Source organism: Proteus vulgaris, from assembly GCF_016239305.1.
Classification (GTDB): Bacteria; Pseudomonadota; Gammaproteobacteria; order Enterobacterales; family Enterobacteriaceae; genus Proteus; species Proteus vulgaris_C.
Window position 1 is genome coordinate 58,962 of sequence record NZ_JAEHOQ010000011.1, and the last position, 19,276, is coordinate 78,237.

The 19,276-nt window shown below is 39.3% G+C and carries 23 protein-coding genes; 9 read left to right on the forward strand and 14 right to left on the reverse strand.

From position 1 onward, the window contains the following. Window positions 1-127 precede the first annotated feature (127 nt). Window positions 128-1,153, forward strand: coding sequence for a MerR family transcriptional regulator (locus JEP40_RS09820; RefSeq protein ID WP_198623418.1), 1,026 nt, complete (start codon window positions 128-130; stop codon window positions 1,151-1,153). 88 nt (window positions 1,154-1,241) lie between these two features. Here the strand turns inward: JEP40_RS09820 and sspB are convergent, their stop codons facing one another. The 5 genes from sspB to zapE form a co-directional block, all read right to left on the reverse strand. Continuing rightward, entirely contained in the window at window positions 1,242-1,751 is a 510-nt protein-coding gene (sspB, locus tag JEP40_RS09825; RefSeq protein ID WP_198623419.1) for a ClpXP protease specificity-enhancing factor, read from the reverse strand. A 6-nt stretch (window positions 1,752-1,757) separates the two neighbouring features. Continuing rightward, complete coding sequence (sspA, locus tag JEP40_RS09830; RefSeq protein ID WP_023582862.1) at window positions 1,758-2,399, reverse strand: stringent starvation protein SspA; 642 nt, start codon at window positions 2,397-2,399, stop codon at window positions 1,758-1,760. Between the two features lie 657 nt (window positions 2,400-3,056). After that, window positions 3,057-3,449, reverse strand: a complete 393-nt coding sequence (rpsI, locus tag JEP40_RS09835; RefSeq protein WP_004245284.1) for a 30S ribosomal protein S9 — start codon at window positions 3,447-3,449, stop codon at window positions 3,057-3,059. A gap of 15 nt (window positions 3,450-3,464) precedes the next feature. Then, entirely contained in the window at window positions 3,465-3,893 is a 429-nt protein-coding gene (rplM, locus tag JEP40_RS09840; RefSeq protein ID WP_006535327.1) for a 50S ribosomal protein L13, read from the reverse strand. A 434-nt stretch (window positions 3,894-4,327) separates the two neighbouring features. Next, window positions 4,328-5,443, reverse strand: a complete 1,116-nt coding sequence (gene zapE / locus JEP40_RS09845; RefSeq protein ID WP_198623420.1) for a cell division protein ZapE — start codon at window positions 5,441-5,443, stop codon at window positions 4,328-4,330. Window positions 5,444-5,646: 203 nt separating this feature from the next. Here zapE and zapG point away from each other — a divergent pair, with 203 nt between their 5' ends. The 3 genes from zapG to degS all read left to right on the forward strand — a co-directional run bounded on the left by zapG (window position 5,647) and on the right by degS (window position 8,951). After that, the gene (gene zapG, locus JEP40_RS09850; protein WP_072069759.1) at window positions 5,647-6,051 is read left to right on the forward strand and encodes a Z-ring associated protein ZapG; all 405 of its coding nucleotides are present in this window, start codon (window positions 5,647-5,649) and stop codon (window positions 6,049-6,051) included. Window positions 6,052-6,281: 230 nt separating this feature from the next. Further along, window positions 6,282-7,673: a serine endoprotease DegQ gene (degQ, locus tag JEP40_RS09855; protein ID WP_198623421.1), complete on the forward strand. Its 1,392-nt coding sequence runs from the start codon at window positions 6,282-6,284 to the stop codon at window positions 7,671-7,673. Window positions 7,674-7,880: 207 nt separating this feature from the next. Continuing rightward, window positions 7,881-8,951 (forward strand): outer membrane-stress sensor serine endopeptidase DegS, encoded by a 1,071-nt coding sequence (degS, locus tag JEP40_RS09860; RefSeq protein WP_072069761.1) that lies wholly within the window; start codon window positions 7,881-7,883, stop codon window positions 8,949-8,951. 26 nt (window positions 8,952-8,977) lie between these two features. Here the strand turns inward: degS and JEP40_RS09865 are convergent, their stop codons facing one another. The 9 genes from JEP40_RS09865 to mlaF all read right to left on the reverse strand — a co-directional run bounded on the left by JEP40_RS09865 (window position 8,978) and on the right by mlaF (window position 15,363). Continuing rightward, a complete protein-coding gene (locus JEP40_RS09865) occupies window positions 8,978-9,226 on the reverse strand; it encodes a CPCC family cysteine-rich protein (RefSeq protein ID WP_198623422.1) in 249 nt (82 codons plus the stop codon). 37 nt (window positions 9,227-9,263) lie between these two features. Further along, window positions 9,264-10,325 (reverse strand): DUF2157 domain-containing protein, encoded by a 1,062-nt coding sequence (locus tag JEP40_RS09870; protein WP_198623423.1) that lies wholly within the window; start codon window positions 10,323-10,325, stop codon window positions 9,264-9,266. Window positions 10,326-10,519: 194 nt separating this feature from the next. Continuing rightward, window positions 10,520-11,782, reverse strand: coding sequence for a UDP-N-acetylglucosamine 1-carboxyvinyltransferase (murA, locus tag JEP40_RS09875; protein ID WP_109409265.1), 1,263 nt, complete (start codon window positions 11,780-11,782; stop codon window positions 10,520-10,522). A 48-nt stretch (window positions 11,783-11,830) separates the two neighbouring features. Beyond that, window positions 11,831-12,085, reverse strand: a complete 255-nt coding sequence (ibaG, locus tag JEP40_RS09880) for a BolA family iron metabolism protein IbaG (RefSeq protein ID WP_198623424.1) — start codon at window positions 12,083-12,085, stop codon at window positions 11,831-11,833. A gap of 141 nt (window positions 12,086-12,226) precedes the next feature. Further along, window positions 12,227-12,520, reverse strand: coding sequence for a lipid asymmetry maintenance protein MlaB (gene mlaB, locus JEP40_RS09885; RefSeq protein WP_198623425.1), 294 nt, complete (start codon window positions 12,518-12,520; stop codon window positions 12,227-12,229). Window position 12,521: 1 nt separating this feature from the next. Continuing rightward, window positions 12,522-13,151, reverse strand: coding sequence for a phospholipid-binding protein MlaC (gene mlaC / locus JEP40_RS09890; RefSeq protein ID WP_198623426.1), 630 nt, complete (start codon window positions 13,149-13,151; stop codon window positions 12,522-12,524). An 82-nt stretch (window positions 13,152-13,233) separates the two neighbouring features. Then, on the reverse strand, window positions 13,234-13,764 hold the full coding sequence (gene mlaD / locus JEP40_RS09895) for an outer membrane lipid asymmetry maintenance protein MlaD (RefSeq protein ID WP_198623427.1): 531 nt from the start codon (window positions 13,762-13,764) through the stop codon (window positions 13,234-13,236). Between the two features lie 3 nt (window positions 13,765-13,767). Then, window positions 13,768-14,547, reverse strand: a complete 780-nt coding sequence (gene mlaE / locus JEP40_RS09900) for a lipid asymmetry maintenance ABC transporter permease subunit MlaE (protein ID WP_072069768.1) — start codon at window positions 14,545-14,547, stop codon at window positions 13,768-13,770. A 3-nt stretch (window positions 14,548-14,550) separates the two neighbouring features. Continuing rightward, window positions 14,551-15,363 (reverse strand): phospholipid ABC transporter ATP-binding protein MlaF, encoded by an 813-nt coding sequence (mlaF, locus tag JEP40_RS09905; protein ID WP_072069769.1) that lies wholly within the window; start codon window positions 15,361-15,363, stop codon window positions 14,551-14,553. 243 nt (window positions 15,364-15,606) lie between these two features. Between mlaF and JEP40_RS09910 the strand changes: the two genes are divergently transcribed. Genes JEP40_RS09910 through lptA form a run of 5 tightly spaced genes read left to right on the forward strand, consistent with a single transcriptional unit; the run spans window position 15,607 to window position 19,274 of the window. Further along, a complete protein-coding gene (locus tag JEP40_RS09910; RefSeq protein WP_198623428.1) occupies window positions 15,607-16,587 on the forward strand; it encodes a calcium/sodium antiporter in 981 nt (326 codons plus the stop codon). Window positions 16,588-16,605: 18 nt separating this feature from the next. Next, entirely contained in the window at window positions 16,606-17,580 is a 975-nt protein-coding gene (kdsD, locus tag JEP40_RS09915; protein ID WP_198623429.1) for an arabinose-5-phosphate isomerase KdsD, read from the forward strand. Window positions 17,581-17,607: 27 nt separating this feature from the next. After that, window positions 17,608-18,165, forward strand: a complete 558-nt coding sequence (gene kdsC, locus JEP40_RS09920; RefSeq protein WP_198623430.1) for a 3-deoxy-manno-octulosonate-8-phosphatase KdsC — start codon at window positions 17,608-17,610, stop codon at window positions 18,163-18,165. Window positions 18,166-18,181: 16 nt separating this feature from the next. Then, window positions 18,182-18,760 carry an LPS export ABC transporter periplasmic protein LptC gene (gene lptC, locus JEP40_RS09925; RefSeq protein WP_198623431.1) on the forward strand — a complete coding sequence of 193 codons (579 nt, stop codon included), beginning with the start codon at window positions 18,182-18,184 and terminating at the stop codon, window positions 18,758-18,760. Beyond that, window positions 18,741-19,274 (forward strand): lipopolysaccharide ABC transporter substrate-binding protein LptA, encoded by a 534-nt coding sequence (lptA, locus tag JEP40_RS09930; protein WP_109409258.1) that lies wholly within the window; start codon window positions 18,741-18,743, stop codon window positions 19,272-19,274. The genes lptC and lptA overlap by 20 nt, the downstream gene beginning before the upstream one ends. The last annotated feature ends 2 nt before the right edge of the window (window positions 19,275-19,276 follow it).

A 19,276-nucleotide genomic window follows, 5' to 3' on the forward strand; every position in this document is an offset into this window, starting at 1 on the left:
GCAATATAGGGCGTTTTTTGTTCGTTCTTTTTCTATTTGAAGATAAAATAAATAAAATTTCAAAATAAACAATTGACCCTTACGTTACGTGAGGCTCTAACCTGTATCACATACAGGAGGTACAAATATGCTATTTCAAGTTGGTGATATTGCGGAAAAGACAGGACTAACTATCCGTACTCTTCATCATTATGAAGAAATTGGTTTATTGCTACCCACTGCAAGAACCGATGCAGGTTATCGACTCTATGACACTAAAAGCATTGAACGTTTAACACAAATTCAGATGCTACGTCAAATTGGCGTCAAACTTAAAGACATCGGTAACATTCTTAATGGTCACAGTGGTGATATGGCTCATTTACTTGAAGAGCGGATCAATATACTCACGCAACAAATGAAACAAATGTCTACGTTGCGTTATCGTTTAGAGCTTATTCAACATCAAATGAAAATGGGCAATATTCCAACACAAAGTGACTGGTTTTCTGTTTTGGAGATGATGTCTATGTACGATAAATATTTCACACATAGTGAATTAGAACAATTGCCGTTATATACCGGCCACACGTTAAAAAGCCAAGAATGGCAACAACGTATAAATACGGTCAAAATATTAATGAAAAAAGGTATTGCACCGCAATCCGTTGAAGTACAAAAGGTTGCAGCAGAATGGATGTTTGCGCTAGAGCGCGATACTGGTGGTAATCCCGATTTTTTTGCGCGCCTTAATAAAATCCACCTTACTGATAAAGAATTTACTTATTCATCAGGAATAACTCAACAAATGGTTGAATTTGTTGCAGAAGGATTTAGTGAACATCAATTATCGCTATTTAAACCCTATTTAACTGAAGCTCAATTTACTTTAGTTCGCCAACATTACTTCAAAGCCGGTTTTGTATGGCCTGAATTAATTTCAGGATTATATAATGCGTTAAAATCGGGAGAAAAACCTGATTCACTTGCAGTACAAAAACTAGCAAAAATGTGGCTAAATATGTTTAATCAATTTACAGGTGGCGACCCTGAAATTCGGGGAATTATTAGTGAGATTTACCGCACTCACCCTGAAATATCTCAGGGGACATGGATGACACCAGAGATTGGACAATATTTATTTTCAGCGATAAATTCAATGCCAAAACACTAAGGTTTGTTGAAAATAATAAATATTAATCAACATAAAAAAGCTCAGTTCACTTAAACTGAGCTTTTTATTGTATTAATAAAATAATCTCTTATTTCACAACACGTAATGATGGACGGCCTGTTGGGCGAGGTGGCTCAGGATCATCATCCGGTGAAGATGTATCGGTTTCTACCGTACCATCAGTGACAAGCGATAAGCCTTCACTCACAGGCGTTAAAGCATTCCCTTCACTTTCATCTTCAGCAAACTGTAATGATGCACCAGATTCATAAGCTGGCTCTGGCTCAAACATCATTCCCGCACCGTTTTCTCTCGCATAAATGGCCATAACAGCAGCCATAGGCACTCGCACTTTACGAGGAATGCCACCAAAGCTTGCACTAAATAAAACCTGATACGGCGTTAACTCTAAGTTATCTACAGCACGAGATGAAATATTTAGTACAATTTGACCGTCATGCGCATATTCCATTGGAACTTGAACGCCATCAATATTCACATCAACAACTAAATGTGGTGTTAACTCGTTTTCAATGATCCAGTCATAATGCGCACGTAATAAATGCGGACGACGCGGAGACATATCCATAATCTCCATACTTTATTACCCTCTTGAAGGTAAGCGCATCTCACGCTCTGCTTCGGTTAATGAGGCGAGGAAAGAATCACGCTCAAAAACACGTTGCATATAAATTTGCACATCTTTCGCACCTGCACCACTTAAATCTACACCTAATACCGGTAGACGCCATAGGAGCGGAGCAAGGTAGCAATCTACTAAGCTGAATTCTTCACTCATAAAGTAAGGATATTCTTTAAACACAGGCGATACAGCCAGTAGCTCTTCAGCTAACTGTTTACGAGCTGCATTGGCTTGTTGTTCTGTTCCTTTCTCGATGGTGTTCATTAAAGAATACCAATCATGCTCAATGCGATGCATCATTAAACGGCTGCTACCACGAGCAACAGGATAAACAGGCATTAAAGGAGGATGAGGGAAGCGTTCATCAAGGTATTCCATGATGATACGTGAATCATACAGAGTCAGCTCACGATCGACCAAAGTCGGCACACTTTGGTAAGGATTCAGATCGATAAGATCCTGTGGAAGATTACCAGCTTCAACCTGTTCAATTTCAACACTGACACCTTTCTCCGCTAGGACAATTCTGACCTGATGGCTGAAAATATCAGTCGGACCGGAAAACAAAGTCATTACCGAACGTTTGTTGGCAGCGACAGCCATGAAAACCTCCAAGTTAATCAATTAAAGAAATGAATTGGCACAATACCTTTTCCATTTCCCCATTCCTAAAAGACAAGCACACAAACGCAGTTAACTTAAATAAGTATCTAAGTTATTAACTACATTGGGTAACTACCTGTATAAAAAGTGTTATCGCGGGATAATCTTATTCTACAGGGTTAAAAACTCACCTGTCTTTGCGGCACATATCATTATCAAGTAATACCAAAACAATCATTCAACAATCATTATTGTCATAATAATTTTGGTATTGCTTTAAAATGAATAACAGACACTATTGTTGATACACCATCGGCAACATTGTGAAATTAGAAAAAGAAAGACACCGAAGCCCGTTATTCTACCAGAATTCATGTTACTTAGGGGGGCTTATGCAAATAATTCAATACAATATGCTACATTACCCTAAAAGTAAGATTTTAATATTAAAAAACAAGTTTATTTAGATTAAATATTCAAAAAATAGGTTTTTTAATTGTTCTGCTATCTTACATAAAGCCTATTTTCGTGACTATTGTCTTAATACATTAGCAAGATTATGTTTTTATTATCAATAAATACAAATTAATCAAAAATAAAAAACCCGCCTGTGAAGACGGGTTTTCAACATCAAATTGATATCTAAAAGATAACAAATTAACGTTTAGAGAACTGTGGACGACGACGTGCTTTACGCAGACCCACTTTCTTACGTTCAACAGAACGCGCATCACGGGTAACGAAACCAGCTTTACGCAGATCAGAACGTAGAGTCTCATCATATTCCATCAGTGCACGAGTGATACCGTGACGGATCGCGCCAGCTTGACCAGAGATACCACCACCTTTAACAGTGATGTATAAATCTAATTTACCCAGCATATCAACTAATTCCAGCGGTTGACGAACAACCATACGTGCTGTTTCGCGGCCGAAGTAAACTTCTAGGCTACGTTTGTTGATTACGATATTACCGCTACCTGGCTTAATGAAGACACGTGCGGAAGAACTTTTGCGGCGACCTGTGCCGTAGTATTGATTATCAGCCATTGCCTATTATCCCGATTAAATGTCCAGAACTTGCGGTTGTTGTGCCGCGTGGTTGTGCTCAGATCCTGCGTAAACTTTCAGTTTACGATACATCGCACGACCCAGTGGCCCTTTTGGCAGCATGCCTTTTACCGCGATTTCGATTACACGCTCAGGACTACGGGCGATCATCTCTTCGAAAGTCGCTTGTTTGATACCACCTACGTGACCCGTATGACGGTAGTAAACTTTGTCAGTACGTTTGTGACCAGTTACGGCTACTTTCTCAGCGTTTAAAACGATGATGTAGTCACCAGTATCAACGTGCGGAGTGTATTCCGCTTTGTGCTTACCGCGTAAACGGCTAGCAATTTCAGTTGCTAAACGGCCTAAAGTTTTGCCGTCTGCATCAACAACATACCAGTCGCGTTTTACGGTTTCTGGTTTAGCTGTAAAAGTTTTCATTATTGAAAATTACCCAATGTTTAGTTACACGTTGGTGAACGCTCGGTTCAAATACTATTGAGGTTCACACGACTCTTGTGTCCAGCAAACCTACCCCTTCGAGTAGCACTGCTGACTCTAAAATGCGAGTTTTTTGGGAAATAAAAAACTTGCTGCAACGTGGGGTCGCAAGATTATAGAGAAGTCAGAAAAAAAAATCGAGTCATAATTGAAAAACAATTGAATTCTTTTTCAATATTTCAGTGAAAAAAACGAATTTAGCACTTTTTTCTGATTTGACTGATAAATTCTTGCTACCTGAAGAGAAGAATTGTTCCTTTCCAGAGCGTTTGTAAGCTGCCTAATGCTTTCTATTTTCATATAAAAAAACATCAAGCAACTTAACCTGCGCCATCCTACCATAATGAAAGATGACTTTCTTCAAGAATTAAACATTAAGCGAGATGAGGTTGTACCAAATATTCTTCACTTTGCATCTCTTGCAAACGAGAAAGGCAACGCTGATATTCAAACTGTAAAAAATCACCTTGGTAAATCGCATTCATTTCAACATCGGCATTAATAATCAGTTTCACTCTACGTTCATAAAATTCATCAACTAATGCTAAAAACCGGCGAGCAACATCTTCATTTAACGCGTTCATTTGCGTCATTTCATGTAATAAAACAGTGTGATAATGCTTAGAAAGTTCGATGTAATCAAGCTGGCTACGTGCTTCTATACATAAGGTCGAAAAATTAACTGCCAACACACCATTAGCGACTTTTCTGACTTTCATCGGGCGATGATTAATGGTTAAGGTAATATCGGTTTGTGGTTCACTGGTTACTAAGTGAGAAAAAACTCTTTCCATTTCTTGACGGTTTTTATCACTTAATGGGGATAAGAAAAGATGTGCTTGCGTTAACGTTCTTAAACGATAATCAATACCTGCATCGACATTTAAAATGTCACAATGATGTTTGATTTGTTCTATAGCGGGTAAAAAACGAGAACGCTGTAACCCATTGCGATAAAGCTCATCAGGAGGAATATTCGATGTTGCGACCAACGTGATCCCTCTGGCAAATAACGCTTCTAGCAACGTACCTAAAATCATTGCATCCGTAATATCAGAAACAAAAAACTCATCAAAACAAAGCACATCTGTTTGTGCTTTAAAGCCATCAGCAATAATTTCTAGTGGATTTTCTTGTCCTTGTAAACTTTTTAGCTCTTCTTGAACACGTAACATAAAACGATGAAAGTGGAGTCGCAACTTACGCTCTGTTGGTAAACTTTGATAAAACATATCCATAAGCCATGTTTTACCTCGTCCCACTCCGCCCCACATATATAAGCCACGTTCTGGTGCAACAAGCTGTTTTTTTGTGCGAATTCGCCCGAATAATCGTTGTGTTAACGAATTTTTTTCTGGTGGAGTCTCTTTTAATAATGCATGGTATATCTGCTGAAGGTGGAGAACAGTTTTTCGCTGAACATCATCAGGTTGATAATCACCTTGCATCAATGCGGCTTCATAAAGTGATAACGGCGTACTAACAGTCATGAATGCCCTCTTATCCTTAATTTTCTGACATAGTGGGTTGTGTCTGTCGAATGCCTCTATTATAAGCATTAAGAGTTGTTTTAACATCAACGTAACACAGGAATTTCATATTAAGCTTAAGGATATTATTCCACCCATGCCTTTTAGCGGTTATGATGTTATAAGAATCCATCGTCCTCACTATTAGATGAAAAGGAGTTGCCATGGTTTGGGTTTATGCACTGATTGGATTAGTTGTAGGTCTTATTATCGGCGCACTCGCAATGCGTTACGGTAACAGCACCCTTCGCCAACAAGATGCTATAAAAGCAGAGTTAGATACAAAAAAAGAAGAACTGGACACTTATCGCAATGAGCTTGTCAGCCACTTTGCTAGAAGCGCTGAACTATTAGATAACATGGCGAGAGATTACCGTCAGCTTTACCAACATATGGCAAAAAGCTCTAATGAACTCATGCCAGATATGCCAGCTCAAGATAATCCATTTAATTACCGATTAAGTGAATCTGAAGCAGCAAATGATCAATCTCCAATAAAAATGCCACCTCGTGATTACTCCGAAGGGGCATCCGGGTTGTTCAGACCTACAGAGAAAAAAGACAGTTAATATTAAAACGCCACATTTATTGTGGCGTTTTTCTTTCTATTAAATACCATAAAATGACAATTATTCGCTATGGTTTTAAAGATAGCTTTTGTCTTGTAAATCCGTGTAAAAGGAAGCAAAGTGCATCATGTCTTAATGAACTTTCCTTTGCTAGTACAGGTCTTAATGACATCGTGCTCATTTTGAGCAATAAATTTTATTTTGATAACTGTATCAAGAGACTCTAATTCATGTTGACTAAAAAAAGAAAATTATTACTTAGTGCATTAGCAATAAGTGTCGGACTTTCACTCTCAACTATCCCAGCAACCAGTATGGCCGCGCTACCAGCTGTCATGCCATCGGGAGAACAACTCCCAAGCCTTGCACCTATGTTAGAAAAAGTGCTACCAGCTGTTGTCAGTGTGCATGTTTCAGGAACACGAGTACAAAGCCAACAAGTGCCTGAAGAGTTTAAATTTTTCTTTGGTCCCAATTTTCCATCACAACAACAGAGTATTCGCCCTTTTGAAGGTTTAGGCTCAGGCGTTATTATTGATGCCCAAAAAGGCTATGTATTAACCAATAATCATGTTGTTGATGGTGCAGATAAAATTCAACTGCAAATTAATGATGGTCGTGAATTTAGCGCCAAATTAATTGGTAGCGATCCACAAACAGATATCGCCTTACTGCAAATTGAAAAACCAACAAATTTAACAGCAATAAAAATGGCGGACTCAGACCAACTACGTGTTGGTGACTTTGCTGTCGCCGTGGGTAATCCATTTGGTTTAGGTCAAACCGCAACATCCGGTATTATTTCCGCATTAGGCCGTAGTGGCTTAAATCTTGAAGGGTTAGAGAACTTTATTCAAACGGATGCTTCTATCAACCGTGGTAACTCTGGTGGCGCCTTAGTCAACTTAAATGGTGAGTTAATCGGAATTAACACCGCTATTTTAGCACCTGGAGGTGGCAATATCGGTATCGGCTTTGCTATCCCAAGTAATATGGCACGAGATCTTAGCCAACAGCTGATTTCTCATGGCGAAGTTAAACGTGGCATCTTAGGTATTCGTGGTACAGAAATGAATTCTGATCTGGCGAAATCCTTTAATATTGATGCACAACGTGGTGCTTTCGTTAGCGAAGTTTTACCTGACTCATCTGCAGCAAAAGCAGGTATTAAACCGGGTGACGTTTTAATTTCTGTTGATGGAAAACGCATCAATAGCTTTGCAGAATTACGTGCTAAAGTCGGTACAACGCCTCCAGGTAAAGAAATTTTGATTGGCTTAATCCGTCAAGGTAAACCAATGGATGTTAAAGTGACATTAGAGAAACAATCGGCAGATGCAACACGCGCAGATAACTTCTCTCCTGCACTACAAGGCGCCACATTAAGTAACTACTTAAACAAACAAGTCAAAGCCGTCGTTGTGGATTCTGTAGAGAAAGATTCCGCGGCTGCTGCATCTGGTTTACAAAAAGGCGACCTGATTATTGGTATTAATAACACGCCAATTGCATCATTGGGCGATTTACGTAAAGCCATTGATGCTAAACCCCCTGTTCTTGCATTAAACATTCAGCGTGGTAATGATGAAATTTACCTGCTGTTACGTAATACACCGCGCTAAAAAGTAAGCTTTCACTTATCTAATTTATTGATTTCCTTAGCCCTGTAATCTTGATTATAGGGCTTTTTTTTATGTAAATTTTTGATAAGAGCCATTGGCTTAAAAGAGGATATTATGCACTGAGCGATGCTTTCATAAGTTAAACTATGCTATTCTCATCACTTCTACGCAAATAATCTCACGGTCAGACATAAATACAGGATTTTTATGTTAACTAAGTTACTGCGATCGACACTGATTGGCCTTTTAACAGCAGCAATTCTTTTGATTGCAGTCCCTTCGATCCGTCCTATTTTTATTGAACACCTAATTAATGGTGATTTTCTTAATGCTCCTTTTAGCTACAACACGGCTGTACGACGTGCGGCCCCTGCTGTCGTCAATGTTTATAGCAGTACCATGGGAAGTTTTTCTCAAGAAGGTCGCGAACTGACCTCTTTAGGTGCGGGCGTTATTATGGATGGACGAGGTTATATTCTAACAAATCAACATGTTATTAATAATGCTGATCAGATTATTGTTGCATTACAAAATGGTGATCTTTATGAAGGCTTACTTGTTGGCTCTGATCCTTTAACTGATCTGGCCGTTTTAAAAATTGATGCTGATAAGCTTCCAACGATCCCCATTAATAGCAAGCGGATCTCACATGTTGGCGATGTTGTACTCGCAATTGGTAACCCATTTAATATTGGGCAAACCATTACTCAAGGGATAATTAGTGCAACAGGACGCGTAGGGTTAAGTCCAACACGTTACCAAAACTTCCTACAAACAGATGCCTCGATTAATGAAGGCAACTCAGGTGGAGCACTCATTAATACAGAGGGCGAACTTGTGGGTATTAATACCATGACGTTTGACTCAGGAACCTACAATGGATATCGCCCAAGTGCTGAAGGCCTAGGCTTTGCTATTCCAACCGAACTGGCTGTAAAAATCATGAATAAACTTATTCGTGATGGTCGTGTTATTCGTGGTTTTATCGGTATTACCGCCAAAGAATTGCCGAGAATTCGCTCGTCAAATACCGATATTAAACAAATCCAAGGGCTACGTATTTTCCGGATCTCACCAAACAGTCCTGCAGATAAAGCAGGCATAAAAACAGGTGATATTATTCTTAGCATCAACCATGCTCCTGCCACTTCTGCCATGGAGATGATGGACTATATTGCAGAGACTCGCCCTGGTACAGTATTACCCGTTACGTTATTACGCGAAGGCAATGAACTCAATGTTGATGTGACTATTTCTGAATACCAACCAGAATCGTAACTCACACATAATCTCCCTATTACCAGCTAATAGGGAGATCTCATATAAAACGTCGCACTTTGTAAGCAATTTTCTTGAAAGCTTTCTGTATTACGATAATCCTCTAACGTGCTGTGATTACAACCGCTATATTCACCTTCTTTAGTACCATCATTTTGCCAACCACAAACCGGGCAGATTTCAAAAAATGCCTCATCTTTGTCTTTAAAAACAAAATAATGGCAAGCGATACAACTCACTTCAAGTGGAAGATGACAACTGCGTTTCTCTATCAAAGTAATCTCCTATTACAACAACGAATAAAGCGAAGTCTTATTCATTTTCACTCGGTTTATTCGTAAGTGAATTATGTTCAACAGCATGCCAAATCTTTTCAGCTTTTCGTCCAATTAAAATCAATGAAATAGCTAAAATAAAGAAGAAAATCGCACTGTGTAAGCTATCCCAGAAATATTCAAAAAAACGAGTGTAAAGGTTAATACCTAGGAATGTCAGGCCAAAGCCTCTTAACATGCCATCATCCGTTTTAAGGCTGATATAGATACAAATAACGGAAACAATACCAAATAACAGTGCCCAAGGTAACAAATTCATACTTGAAGTACGATACCAAGTATCAGGATCGTAATTACCGAAAATAGACATGATCCATAACGCAATAAAGAGATAAGTGAGCCCCATTATTTTTGTAATGGTAAACAAGCGACGATGCGCCAATACATTTTGCAGAAAACAGCACCCGGCGAGTAAAGCTGCACCAAAAATAACAAAACGAATAGGATAGTTCATCCCTAACCAATAAGCGCCCCAACCTGACATATAGCCCGTTTCAGCGCCAAACCAATTCCCTAACATCAATAAGAAAAATAACCACACCAAAGATGAACGACTGATAAAACCAATCACACCATAAATCACACAACCAATTAAAAAGAGAGGCGCAATATGGCCACTTCCTGTATCCAGTAATTCACCGAGTTGCCAAAGAAAAATAGCGGTAAACATTACACCTAAAAAGAGAATAAATTCAGTACTATAGTGCCACTGTGTTTCTTTTCGCTGACGCCTAAATCCCCAAAAATAAAGTATGCTGGCAATAAGTGCCGGAGATATCACTCGCATAATTTCAGAAACACTAAAAATTTCAATTAGATAATAAACTAATGCGCTGTCACTAAAGATACTGCCAACAGCAATAATCAAACACACAATTGCTATCCAAAACGCGTAACGGCTCAACCTTTTCCAATCAAAGGGAATGCGTTGTAACGTACTTCCTAGTTGCTGGTGTTCTTGTTCTGAAATCTCACCAGATTGTTGCCATTTATCAAGCGCTTGGCGAATAAGGCGTTCTTGTTTCCTTGTTACCTGCATATTTGTTCCTTTCTTTCAGCTCATCGAGTTTTTTCTAAAACAGGTCTATTTTTCTTACTGTATCTTGCCACGAAAGAAATACCTTATGAATTATCCTATTCTATTGAGAGTTCTATTGAAATAATGCATAAAAAAACCATAGCACAACAATGCACTATGGTTTTAAAAGGTTAAAAAGAGGTAACTAAAATAGATTAGTCATTAGCGCGTAAACGTTCTATTTTCGCTCCTAATCCTTGTAATTTAGCTTCAATATTTTCATAACCACGATCGATATGATAAATACGATCCACAATAGTTGTACCTTCAGCGATACAACCCGCAAGGACTAAACTTGCAGAAGCACGTAAATCCGTTGCCATTACTTGTGCGCCTGAAAGTTTTTCAACACCGTGACATAACACAGTGTTACTTTCTATTTCAGCGTGAGCCCCCATACGAATTAGCTCAGGGATATGCATAAAACGGTTTTCAAAAATCGTTTCTGTTATCATTCCTGCGCCTTCAGCAACTAAGTTTAAAAGACTAAACTGTGCTTGCATATCAGTTGGGAATCCAGGATGTGGCGCTGTACGTAAGGTTACCGCTTTAGGACGTTTACCATGCATATCAAGGCTAATCCAATCTTCACCCACTTCTATATCTGCACCCGCTTCACGTAATTTCGCCAACACTGCATCTAACGTATCTGGCTTTGCATTACGACAAACAACGCGACCACGGGAAACAGCAGCAGCAACTAAGAAAGTTCCAGTTTCAATACGATCAGGTAGAATTTGATAAGTACCACCGCCAAGGCGTTCTACACCTTCGATAGTAATACTGTCTGTACCCGCACCGCTGATTTTGGCACCTAATGTATTAAGGAAGTTGGCAGTATCTTCAATTTCAGGTTCTCTTGCCGCATTCTCAATGATCGTTTTACCTTCAGCTAACACCGCCGCAGTCATAATAGTGATGGTGGCACCCACACTCACTTTATCCATGACAATATGTGCGCCTTTTAAACGCCCATCAACGCGAGCTTTTACATAACCTTCATCAAGAGTGATTTCAGCGCCTAACTGCTCTAAACCTGTAATATGCAGATCAACAGGACGAGCACCAATAGCACAACCACCGGGTAAAGAAACCTGACCTTGACCAAAACGTGCGACTAATGGTCCTAATGCCCAAATAGAGGCACGCATGGTTTTGACTAGCTCGTAAGGTGCACAAAATTCATTGATATTACGAGCATCAACGAAAACAGAGCCGTTACGTTCAACATTAGTTCCTAAGCGATTAAGTAATTTAATCGTTGTATCAATATCTTTTAACTTAGGAACATTGGTTAATTCTACTGGCTCTTCGGCAAGGATCGCAGCGAACAGAATTGGCAATGCAGCGTTTTTTGCGCCTGAAATAGTGACCTCGCCTGATAAACAGGTTGGTCCTTGTACTCTAAATTTATCCATCTGTAGAACTCTCTTTTTTATTTTGCTGTACGCTGTATACCTACTGAATCAAAGCCCGTTAAGTTTACGATCCCTCTTCCACTCATCAGGTGTGTAGGCTTTAATAGACAAAGCGTGAATACGGTTATCTGCGATATATTCCATCAAAGGGGCATAAATGGTCTGTTGTTGTTTTACTCTGCTCATTCCCTCAAACATAGCGCCAACAACGACAACTTGAAAATGACTGCCATCACCGTTAACGATGACTTCATCTAAAGACAGGCTGTCCATTAATACTTGTTTGATTTCATTTGTATCCATAATTGCTCAATCTCAACGTTAAAATAATAATCAGTCGTCTATCCTAATGGAATCCGCCCTACTCTTAAACCATCAAAAACCCCCTTAATGATAAAAGTATCACGAAGGGGGTTTTTTAATTGCATTTACTTAAAACCAGGATCAGACAATATTCATAATTTCATCAAGATCATAGAGAGTAATCAGTGTTTGAAAACGCTCACTCACACCTTGAATAATAAATTGGCGGTGTTGTGCTTCCATCTCTGCTTTTAGGTGAACAAAAAGTGCCAATCCTGTTGAATCAATATGATTCAATGCTGAAATATCAATAATATTAATATCGGCTAATAATGCTTTACGTTGCTGCCAAGCAGGTAGTAACGTTTCGCGATCTAACGTTCCTTGGAAAAAGAGGATATCGCCCTTTTTTTCCCAATTTAACGAGGATGACATCTTATTTTTTCTCATCCAGTGTAATTGGCGTTTTGGCACTGATTTCTAACTGTTTTGTTAAACCATCAACACCTTTAGAATTTAAAATATCTGACCACTCATTTTGTTTTGTAGTGATCATGCTGACACCTTCCGCAATCATGTCATAAGCTTGCCATTCACCTGTTTTACTATTTTTGCGCCATTGAAAATCAAGGCGAACAGGTGGGCGACCATTTTTATCAATAATGGTAACGCGAATAGTAAGGTTTGTTTTATCTGCAAACGGTTTTGCTGGTTCTATACGGTATTCTTGCCCTTCATACATCGCTAATGCTTGACCGTACACTTGTGCAAGATACGCTTCAAATGCAGTAAAATATGCATCACGTTGAGCCGGTGTTGCAGTACGATAATAAGGCCCTAACACTAATGCACCCGCATATTTAATTTGGACATAAGGCAATAATTCTTGTTGAACAATTTGACGTAAAACTTCAGGGTTCTTACGAATTTCAGGCTGTTCATTTTTTAATTTAGTAAACGTCTTTTGTGCGGCATCTTCCATCAGTGTGTATGGATTGGTTTTATCTACAGCCATCGCAAAAGGTGTAACGACTAACAGTGCGACCATTAATAAGCGTTTAAACATACTTTCGCTCTCCTAAAAAGGTTTTAATAATAGGATGCTTTACTTAATTAAATGTATAAATACATCCTATAAGAATTAACGATTAAGGTAATGCTGGTTGTTCTTCAGTGGATTCAGATTTTGCTGAGCTATCACCATCCCCTGTTTTATAAAGGAACTGACCGATGAGATCCTCTAGCACCATTGCTGAATTGGTATTTGTGATCCGTCCTCCGTCTTCAAGCAAAGTAGAATCTAATGCTTCATCATAAAAACCTAAATTCAATGCAAGGAACTGTTCACCTAATAAACCAGAGGTACGAATAGACAGTGAGCTACTTTCTGGAATGTGGTCATAAATACTCAGAATATCGAGCGCGACTTCAGGACGGTAATTCCCTTCATCTTCTTCTTTTAAGGTGATAGACGAAACACGACCAATCACTACACCACCAATCTTAACTGGGGAACGTTCTTTTAACCCACCAATATTACCGAAGCTGGCATAAACGCGATAAGTCGGTTGATTACCCATTTCTTTAATATCAGCCACTTTCAGGCATAAGAAAATCACAGCGGCTAGCGCAATCAGAACAAATAGACCAACCCAAACTTCAATTTTTTTACTTTGCATGACTTAGTTCCCAAACATCAGTGCTGTTAGCACAAAATCTAAACCCAATACGGCTAACGATGAATGAACAACAGTACGTGTTGTTGCTCTGCTAATCCCTTCTGATGTTGGGATTGCGTCATACCCGTTAAAGAGCGCTATCCAAGTGACGGTAATGGCAAAAACGACACTCTTAATAAAACAATTCACTAAATCTAATCGCCATTCAACGGCACCTTGCATAGATGCCCAGAAAAAGCCTTCATCGATCCCTTTCCAATCCACACCAACAATGGCACCACCCCAAATACCGATGGCAACAAAAATAAGTGAAAGCAATGGCATGCTAATTAAGCCGGCCCAAAAACGGGGGGCCACAACACGCCGTAAAGGATCGACAGCCATCATTTCTAAACTGGAAATTTGTTCTGTGGCTTTCATTAAACCAATTTCCGCTGTTAATGCTGAACCAGCTCGGCCTGCAAATAATAATGCGGTTACCACAGGGCCCAATTCTCGTAACAATGAGAGAGCCACCATCATGCCAAGACTGGCTTCAGCACTAAATGTAGTCAGTACCAGATAACCTTGTAATCCCAGCACCATGCCAATAAATAGACCAGATACCATGATAATTAATAAGGATTGAACGCCGACGTTATACAGTTGCTTCATTAAAAGAGGCCACTGTTTACGGAATTCCGGTTTACCGACTAATGCACGAAAGAGCATAATGCCAGCTCTACCGAATGTTGCAAAAATCGCTAACGCTCTAGCGCCAATACGAGCTAATAAATTGACCACGTACTAATTTCCTCGTCCTAATAGGTCGTCCTGATAATCTCCCGCAGGAAAACGGAAAGGTACAGGGCCATCAGCAATTCCATCTAAAAATTGCCTAACTTGCCTATCTGGGTTGTCCTGTAATTCTTTTGCACTACCTTGAGCAATCACTTTTTGCTCCGCAACAATATAAGCGTAATCGGCAATGCTTAATACTTCAGGCACATCATGAGAAACCACAACACACGTCACACCAAGTGCATGATTTAACTCATCAATCAGCTTAACAAGTACGCCCATAGTGATAGGATCTTGCCCAACAAAGGGTTCATCAAACATAATTAATTCAGGATCAAGCGCAATGGCTCTGGCTAATGCGGCTCTTCGAGCCATACCGCCTGATAATTCAGAAGGCATTAAACTTGCAGCACCACGTAACCCCACGGCCTCAAGTTTCATCATCACCGTTGTGCGTATAAGCGCTTCAGGTAAATTTGTATGCTCTCTTAACGGAAAGGCTACATTTTCAAATACATTCATGTCGGTAAAAAGGGCGCCGGACTGAAAAAGCATACTCATTTTCTTTCTTGCGTGATACAACGCAGAACGTGATAACGCTGGAATATTATCACCATCAAACCAAATTTCACCGCTATCAGGAAGAATTTGTCCTCCCATAAGGCGTAATAAAGTTGTTTTACCAATCCCTGAAGGGCCCATAATTGCAGTCACTTTTCCTCTAGGTACAACAAGGTTAATCTCAGAAAAGATCTTCCTGCTACCACGAGTGAAGTTCATATTGCGCACTTCAATTAGATTGTCAGATTGTGCGTTCATGAATAAAACATCCTCAAGCCTGTCTGCATAAACAAATTTTTACGCTATTTTGGCAGGTCATTCGTTATGTTACAAAGAAATCACCACTATTTAGCAATTTATTGCACGGTTAATTTTACTTTTCGTGCTTGGCTAGTCAAAATATGGTGAATTAGCAAAACCTTTTGACAATATGTTTTTTTATCAGCCCTGTCTTATTGGTTTTTTCTTTCTTTACTTGCTCATTGTCGGAAAACTGATGGCATGTTGATTACTTTGTCTCTTTTAATTTTTGGATTGATGCTACTTGTTTATGCATCAGACCGATTAGTCTATGGTGCGAGCGTTTTTGCGCAATCGTTAAAAATTCCACCCGCCGTTATCGGTATTTTAATTGTAGGCACTGGCACATCATTACCTGAGCTTTTTGTTTCTACCGATGCCGCCGTTCATAATTTACCTGATATTGCTATTGGTACTGCAATTGGTTCTACACTCACTAATCTTCTTCTTATTGCAGGCATTGGGGCGATGATCTACCCCATGAACATACAATCTGCGGTACTGAAAAAAGAGCTTCCGTTGATGATTATCGTCATCATGCTTGTGGGTATTATTTTATCCAGTGGAAACCTAGGGCTTAGAGAAGGTACTTTGCTCTTTTTTATTGGTTTTGCATCTATTTTTCTCATGATAAAAACAATGCATAAAACACTTACGCAAGAGCGTCATGTATTACCTTTAGAAACCTTAACCCGTTTTGAATTACAGACAAACCCTCGTAATTCAGTTGCTCTCTTTTGGGTCGTTATTGCCTTACTGATTATTCCAGTTGCTACTCAAATGATATTAGATAATGTCTTTATTCTAATGCAACAGTATCATCTTAGTGGCCTTTTTGTTGGCTTAACCTTGCTATCTATTGGAACAAGTTTACCTGAATTAGCAACAACCATTGTTGCAGCGCTAAGACGTGAAAATGAATTAGCTTTAGGAAATATTATAGGTGCTAATATTTTTAACCTGACATTTGTGTTAGGAATGCCGGCATTACTTTCACCAAGCACATTTAATATCAACACATTTTATTTTAGTTTTGCTGTACTTGGTGTGGCTAGTTTATTGTTTTCTGCCTTTTCCTTAGGGCGAAAACGACGCCTTAATCGAGGAAAAGGGATATTCTTATTAGTTTGCTTTATTGTTTATATTACGGTGTTGTGCGTTGCACATTCTCTCTTAACCTAAAATAAATGGTACAAAAAAATGACCGAGTTTGATTTTCAGCAAGCAGGAAAAAAAGTCCTTCATATTGAACGTGATGGGTTAGCTGAACTAGAACAATATATCAACGATGATTTTACGCTTGCCTGTGAAAAAATTTTTCACTGCCAAGGTCGAGTGATTGTGATGGGTATGGGTAAATCTGGCCATATTGGGCATAAAATTGCTGCAACATTTGCCAGTACAGGAACACCTTCTTTTTTTGTTCATCCCGGTGAAGCAAGTCATGGCGATTTAGGCATGGTTACAGAAAAAGATATTGTTCTGGCGATTTCAAACTCTGGTGAAGCCAGTGAGATCCTCGCCCTTATTCCGGTTCTGAAACGCAAACAGATAACACTGATTTGTATGACACGCACTCCTCAAAGTACAATGGGGAAAGCGTCTGATATTCATCTTTGTATCAAAGTTCCTAAAGAAGCCTGCCCTTTAGGACTTGCTCCCACAACAAGCACAACAGCAACATTAGTGATGGGTGACGCACTGGCTATCGCACTTTTACGTGCTCGTGGCTTTACCGCTGAAGATTTTGCCCTTTCTCATCCAGGTGGTGCATTAGGTCGTAAATTACTCCTTCATGTCAGTGATTTAATGAATAAAGACGCTGATATCCCTCGTGTTACTAAAGACGCAACGTTACGCGAAGCACTTGTTGAGATTACCCGTAAAAAATTAGGTATGACGGTAATCTGCGATGATAGTATGTTGATTGACGGCATCTTTACTGACGGTGACTTACGACGCATATTTGATTTAGGGATTGATCTTAACAATGCCAAAATCTCTGATGTGATGACAAGAGGGGGTATTCGCATCCGCCCTGATTGTTTAGCCGTTGAAGCACTAAATTTAATGCAGGCAAAACATATCACCTCGCTGTTAGTAACAGAACAAGATAGTGATATCCTATTAGGTGTTTTACATATGCATGATTTATTACAAGCCGGTGTTGTATAAGCTAGTCATAACATTCGAAGGATAAAAATGAATACAATGATAGAAACTTGTTATGGTGCAGTAAGCGAGCAAATCATCAAAAAAGCAGAAAAAATCCAATTGCTGATTTGTGACGTTGATGGTGTGATGTCAGACGGACTCATTTACATGGGCAATAATGGCGAAGAGCTAAAAGCTTTTAATGTCCGCGATGGGTATGGCATTCGTTGTTTGCTTACATCAGGCATTGAGGTTGCTATCATTACAGGTCGTCAATCTAAGCTGTTAGAAGATCGTGCTAAAACGCTTGGCATTACATATCTTTACCAAGGTCAGCATAATAAGCTTTTGGCGTATCAACAACTGTTAGATACACTAAACCTTAAACCTGAACAAACGGCCTATATTGGTGACGACCTGATAGATTTACCTGTAATGGAAAAAGTCGGACTCTCCGTCGCCGTTGCCGATGCGCATCCATTACTCACATCTCGAGCGGACTATGTTACTCGCATTATGGGTGGACGTGGTGCAGTACGAGAATTATGTGATTTAATCCTTTTAGCTCAAGGTCGGCTTGATGAAGCTAAAGGTCTTTCGATTTAACGTATAACGACACAGAATGAATAAATTAAAATCCTGGTTTACCTTAATTCTTGCAATTATCGCCCTTGGGCTAATTGGCTGGAACTATACTAACAACACTGAATTCGGTGATGGTGAAGTTGTTGATGATGGTCAACCAACTTATCAATCTAAATCATCGATATCTTTTGTTTATGAGCCAACAGGTATACTTGGATATAAACTCGTTGCTGATGATGTCAAAAACTATGCTCAGCAAAAGTTTACATGGTTTACTAACCCTGTCTTAACCACTTATTCTCCGACAGGGGATGCAACATGGACCGTACGCGCCAATAAAGCCAAGCTAACCAACAGTAAAATGCTCTATCTTTATGGCGATGTTCAGATTGATAGCTTAAATGATGATTCTCAATTACAGAGAATAAGCACTGATAACGCTATCGCTAATTTGGATACACAGGATGTTTCCTCTGATGATGAAGTGACTATTATCGGCGTCGGACTGAAATCAGTCGGCTTAAAAATGCGAGGCAATCTGCGCGAGAAACACGCAGAGCTGATTGAAAAGGTAAACACCTATTATGAGATCCCTAATGAATCAAAAAATCCGTAATACACTGATTATCGGTACATTATTAGCAATAAGCGTACCTGCGATGGCGCTTAAAGATGACACGCAACAACCTATTGTTGTCAATTCAGAAAAACAGTCGCTTGATCTAGAGAAAAATGTCACGACATTTACACAAAATGTTGTGATTAAACAAGGCTCTATCGATATTCGTGCTGATAAAGTCGTTGTCACGCGCCCTGGTGGTGACTCTAAAAAAATCGTCATTGAAGCATTTGGTAATCCCGTAACTTTTTATCAGTTACAAGATGATGGCAAACCAATCAAAGGTCGTGGCGATAAAATGACCTATGAAATGGATAAAGAATTAATGACCTTAACGGGTAAAGCCTATCTTGAACAATTAGACAGTAATATCACTGGTGATAAGATCACTTATCTCGTCCCAACTCAGCAAATGGAAGCATTTAGCGGTAAAGGTAAACAAGTTACTACTGTTTTACTGCCTTCCCAGTTGCAAGAGAAAGGTACTGGTGCTAACAACAAAGGTAAGTAACA

Excerpts from the sequence above, each read along its gene's own strand:
- JEP40_RS09820 (WP_198623418.1), top strand. The coding sequence starts at position 128 with ATGCTATTTCAAGTTGGTGATATTGCGGAAAAGACAGGACTAACTATC.
- sspB (WP_198623419.1), bottom strand. The coding sequence starts at position 1,751 with ATGGAGATTATGGATATGTCTCCGCGTCGTCCGCATTTATTACGTGCG.
- sspA (WP_023582862.1), bottom strand. The coding sequence starts at position 2,399 with ATGGCTGTCGCTGCCAACAAACGTTCGGTAATGACTTTGTTTTCCGGT.
- rpsI (WP_004245284.1), bottom strand. The coding sequence starts at position 3,449 with ATGGCTGATAATCAATACTACGGCACAGGTCGCCGCAAAAGTTCTTCC.
- rplM (WP_006535327.1), bottom strand. The coding sequence starts at position 3,893 with ATGAAAACTTTTACAGCTAAACCAGAAACCGTAAAACGCGACTGGTAT.
- zapE (WP_198623420.1), bottom strand. The coding sequence starts at position 5,443 with ATGACTGTTAGTACGCCGTTATCACTTTATGAAGCCGCATTGATGCAA.
- zapG (WP_072069759.1), top strand. The coding sequence starts at position 5,647 with ATGGTTTGGGTTTATGCACTGATTGGATTAGTTGTAGGTCTTATTATC.
- degQ (WP_198623421.1), top strand. The coding sequence starts at position 6,282 with ATGTTGACTAAAAAAAGAAAATTATTACTTAGTGCATTAGCAATAAGT.
- degS (WP_072069761.1), top strand. The coding sequence starts at position 7,881 with ATGTTAACTAAGTTACTGCGATCGACACTGATTGGCCTTTTAACAGCA.
- JEP40_RS09870 (WP_198623423.1), bottom strand. The coding sequence starts at position 10,325 with ATGCAGGTAACAAGGAAACAAGAACGCCTTATTCGCCAAGCGCTTGAT.
- murA (WP_109409265.1), bottom strand. The coding sequence starts at position 11,782 with ATGGATAAATTTAGAGTACAAGGACCAACCTGTTTATCAGGCGAGGTC.
- ibaG (WP_198623424.1), bottom strand. The coding sequence starts at position 12,085 with ATGGATACAAATGAAATCAAACAAGTATTAATGGACAGCCTGTCTTTA.
- mlaB (WP_198623425.1), bottom strand. The coding sequence starts at position 12,520 with ATGTCATCCTCGTTAAATTGGGAAAAAAAGGGCGATATCCTCTTTTTC.
- mlaC (WP_198623426.1), bottom strand. The coding sequence starts at position 13,151 with ATGTTTAAACGCTTATTAATGGTCGCACTGTTAGTCGTTACACCTTTT.
- mlaD (WP_198623427.1), bottom strand. The coding sequence starts at position 13,764 with ATGCAAAGTAAAAAAATTGAAGTTTGGGTTGGTCTATTTGTTCTGATT.
- mlaF (WP_072069769.1), bottom strand. The coding sequence starts at position 15,363 with ATGAACGCACAATCTGACAATCTAATTGAAGTGCGCAATATGAACTTC.
- JEP40_RS09910 (WP_198623428.1), top strand. The coding sequence starts at position 15,607 with ATGTTGATTACTTTGTCTCTTTTAATTTTTGGATTGATGCTACTTGTT.
- kdsD (WP_198623429.1), top strand. The coding sequence starts at position 16,606 with ATGACCGAGTTTGATTTTCAGCAAGCAGGAAAAAAAGTCCTTCATATT.
- kdsC (WP_198623430.1), top strand. The coding sequence starts at position 17,608 with ATGAATACAATGATAGAAACTTGTTATGGTGCAGTAAGCGAGCAAATC.
- lptC (WP_198623431.1), top strand. The coding sequence starts at position 18,182 with ATGAATAAATTAAAATCCTGGTTTACCTTAATTCTTGCAATTATCGCC.
- lptA (WP_109409258.1), top strand. The coding sequence starts at position 18,741 with ATGAATCAAAAAATCCGTAATACACTGATTATCGGTACATTATTAGCA.